General features: G+C 74.0%; 3 protein-coding genes. 1 reads left to right on the top strand and 2 read right to left on the bottom strand.

Going from position 1 to position 2,191, the window contains the following annotated elements:
- Positions 1–770, bottom strand: a 770-nt coding sequence (locus tag ABZ371_RS31970) for a hypothetical protein (protein WP_358686302.1), incomplete at its 3' end; no start/stop codon positions are given.
- A gap of 266 nt (positions 771–1,036) precedes the next feature.
- Here ABZ371_RS31970 and ABZ371_RS31965 point away from each other — a divergent pair.
- Complete coding sequence (locus tag ABZ371_RS31965; RefSeq protein WP_358686299.1) at positions 1,037–1,285, top strand: hypothetical protein; 249 nt, start codon at positions 1,037–1,039, stop codon at positions 1,283–1,285.
- A gap of 239 nt (positions 1,286–1,524) precedes the next feature.
- On the opposite strand, the gene ABZ371_RS31960 is transcribed toward ABZ371_RS31965, so the two are convergent.
- Positions 1,525–1,671, bottom strand: coding sequence for a hypothetical protein (locus ABZ371_RS31960; RefSeq protein WP_358686297.1), 147 nt, complete (start codon positions 1,669–1,671; stop codon positions 1,525–1,527).
- Positions 1,672–2,191: the final 520 nt, after the last annotated feature.

The raw sequence follows: 2,191 nt of genomic DNA, 5'->3' as shown, positions 1-2,191 counted from the left end.
GTCAGCAGCAGGACGCGCCGACGGCGGCCCGCCTTCGCCGGGTCCGGCGCCTCGGGAGGCAGGAGCGGTACCGGCGGCTGGTTCACCCCCGCACCGGCTCCGGTTCCCGCCGGGACCAGGCCGGTAGAAGCCCCGTCGGACGCCTCCATCACCGCCAAACGTCCCCGGCAGTCGTCCAGCTCCGCGACCAGGGTTCCGCGGCGGTGGACCAGCTCGGTGCGGCGTGCCGCGAGCGCCCGGCTCTCGTCCTCGAGCCGGTGCCGCCGTTCCCGGTCGGCCGGTGAGGCCCCCGCCCGGCGGGTCTCCTCCTCCAGGTCCAGGCGGAGCCGGTTCTCCCGTTCGCGGACCTCGGTGAGCTCTTCGCGGAGCCGGCGCAGTGCTTCCTCGCCGTCCAGGAGGCGCAGCAGGAGGGAGTTCTGGTCGCTGCCGCGGATGTCGGCGCCGGTGTCGATCAGGACGGTGCGGTAGGCGGTGAACAGCTCGGTGCGGCGCTGCGGGGCGGCAGGATCGTCGGTGCGGCGGGACACCTCGGTGAGAAGGTCGTTCAGGAAGTCCCACGGCGGGAGGTTCGTGCCGAGCGTGTACTTGCGGACGGTGGAGTCCTTGTAAGCGGGAAACCGGGCCGCGAACTCCCGCGAGGACAAGCCCGTCAAGTCGAGCAAGACCTTCAGCCGGGCACCGAAGGCGGCCTTCAGCCGGTCCCTCTCCTCACGCGCCTGCCGGCGTGCGAGAACCCCGTCCCCGCCACCCTCGCCCCCGTTGTGTGTCACCTGTGCTCCCCCTCACCGAATTCCCGGTGCCGGACCGCACCGGAAACAGTTCTCCTGGCGCAGTCGCCCACCACCAGACCCAACGGTCACTGTAGGGGCAACATCGCACGCCACAGGGGTGGTTGAGACGGCACGGCGTCGTTTCGGCCCTCTCCGGCGTGAACCCGCACCCACGGGTGCCCGCTGCCCACAGGAGAACCGCCATGACCCACCATCACCCCCGTCCCGGGCGCAGTGCCCACGACAACGGAAACGAGGCCTGAGCCGTGCCCGTCACAACCAACCTCGTGCCCGCGTCCGTCACCGCCGTGTCCGGCCTCGCGACCGTCATGGCCGGCGCACCCTGGTGGAGCACCATCATCTGCCTCGTCCTGGCCCTCGCCGCGACGTCGGTCCAGACCCTGTTCCCGCAGGACTCCCCCGACCGCCTCACCTGGTGGACCGACCACCGCGCCCACCGACACCTCCGCCGCACCCAGAGGCGACGGGGCACCCCGCCCGCACCGCCCGCATGACATCCGTCCCCGCCCGGCCCGCCGCGCGGGGCAGCGGGCGGGCGCCGCGCCGCGCCGAGAAAAACAGACAACCCGGACCCCTGGGAGGTCAAGCCGAGAGGCGGTCCGGGAGGCGGACCGGACCGCCCCAGGAGCCGCTGTGCGGCGGTCTGGCAGCCCCACGCGGCCCAACACCGGGCAACGGGGGCCCGAGGGCGGCAGAAGCGCGCTCACGGGGCCCCCGGCGGGGAAACGGCCGTTCAGCGCTGCCGGCGGGCGAGCGCGGCAGTGATGAACGGGGACGCTGCGGCGACCACGAACCCGGCCGTTCCGAGCGCGGCCGTGAGCGGGGCCATGGCTCCGGGCCGGAGGAAAACCACCAGGCCGGCTCCGGCGCAGAGCGCCATGACGGCCACGGTGCAAGACGACGGACACGGCAGACACCCTCAGCACGGACGGCCCGGGAGACGCCGGCGGGACCGCAACGGGCACCGGGGTGGGCGCAGCCGGGATGGGCGCAGCCGGGATGGGGTTCGGGTTCTGGGGCTGCGGTGCGGTGGTCATGGGTTCCCCCTCGATGTCGTGGTGTTGGCGGACGGGGCGGCCGGGGCTCGTGGGAGGGCGGTTCCGGCTGCTGGGCAGCACAGTGCGACGCGGCGGGGTTAGCCCCGCAAGCCCTGCCCACGCCCCGCCCTCGCCCGGTCCTCTCCGCGCCCGGCGCGCTGCGGCGCGCGCGCTTTCGACTCCCGGTGAGGGAGTCGGTGACCTGTAGGCGCGACGCGTTGCACCATGCGTGGCAGCAGGCGTTGCTGTAGCGGGCTGCCACGCGTCCTACCTGCGCCGACGCCCCCGGACCTCCCCGGCGCGCTCGGGCGTTGCAGAGGTGGGGGGCCTCGGGGGTCTCGTGTGCACGCGGGTGCTCGTGCA

The organism is Streptomyces sp. NPDC005899 (assembly GCF_040629645.1).
In the GTDB taxonomy this organism is placed as follows: domain Bacteria; phylum Actinomycetota; class Actinomycetes; order Streptomycetales; family Streptomycetaceae; genus Streptomyces.
The sequence above is the reverse complement of the archived record's forward strand: the minus strand, read 5'-3'. Positions and strand labels throughout refer to the sequence as shown.

Bases quoted from the DNA above. Each gene is read 5' to 3' on its own strand.
- ABZ371_RS31960 (WP_358686297.1), bottom strand. From the start codon at position 1,671: ATGGCGCTCTGCGCCGGAGCCGGCCTGGTGGTTTTCCTCCGGCCCGGA.